The sequence below is a fragment of the Vibrio sp. 2132-1 genome, from assembly GCF_033344315.1.
Genome location: NZ_JAWPON010000098.1, coordinates 1 through 1,082 on the forward strand (window position 1 = coordinate 1; position 1,082 = coordinate 1,082).

Sequence of the window (1,082 nt, forward strand, 5' to 3'; positions counted from 1 at the left end):
CCTTGCCAGTCTTTTTGTGGTGCTAAGCGAATACGAGCGCCGTTTGCGCCACCACGTTTGTCAGACTGACGGAACGTGCGTGCACTGTCCCAAGCGGTTGTGACCATGTCACTAACTGATAACCCACTGGCTGCGATTTTGGTTTTTACCGCGTCTACATCGTAGTTTGCATTGCCGTGAGGAACCGGATCTTGCCAGATGAGGTCTTCTTGCGGGACATCAGGGCCGATGTAGCGAGCCTTAGGCCCCATGTCTCTGTGCGTTAATTTAAACCAAGCCCGAGCAAAGGTGTCGGCGAAATAGGCCGGGTCGCTATGGAAGCGTTCTGAGATTTTGCGATACTCCGGATCCATCTTCATCGCCATATCGGCGTCTGTCATGATTGGGTTATGCCGAACGTTAGGGTTTTCAGGATCGACCGGTTTGTCTTCCTCTTTAATGTCGATAGGTTCCCATTGCCATGCGCCGGCTGGGCTTTTTTTCAGTTCCCAATCGTAATTTAACAGCAGATGAAAATAGCCGTTATCCCATTGCGTTGGCTGGCTTGTCCATGCGCCTTCAATCCCACTGGTGACCGCGTTGTTGCCTACGCCGCGGGTTGTCTTGTTTAACCAACCTAATCCTTGGTCGTGAATGTCGGCACCTTCTGGCTCTGGGCCTAAATTGGCTGCATCACCGTTACCATGCGCTTTACCTACGGTGTGGCCACCAGCGGTTAGGGCAACGGTTTCTTCATCATTCATTGCCATTCGAGCGAACGTAACTCGTACGTCGTGCGCGGTTTTGAGTGGATCCGGCTGTCCATCGACGCCTTCTGGGTTGACATAAATTAAGCCCATCATCACAGCGGCGAGTGGATTCTCTAAATCCCGTTCACCTGAGTAGCGACTGTTAGGGTTGTTGGTAGGTGCCAGCCATTCTTTTTCTGAGCCCCAATAAATGTCTTTTTCTGGGTGCCAGATGTCTTCGCGCCCGAATCCGAAGCCGAACGTTTTCAACCCCATGGATTCATAAGCCATCGTACCGGCATACGCAATGAGATCGGCCCAGCTCAGTTGGTTGCCGTATTTTTTCTTAATCGG

Annotated in this window: 1 protein-coding gene; it reads right to left on the bottom strand. The window is 51.8% G+C overall.

Features of this window, described 5'->3' with window-relative positions; genetic code table 11:
* Nucleotides 1-1,082: peroxidase family protein (locus tag R8N47_RS23680; protein WP_318185912.1), on the bottom strand; the 1,082-nt coding region annotated here is incomplete at both ends.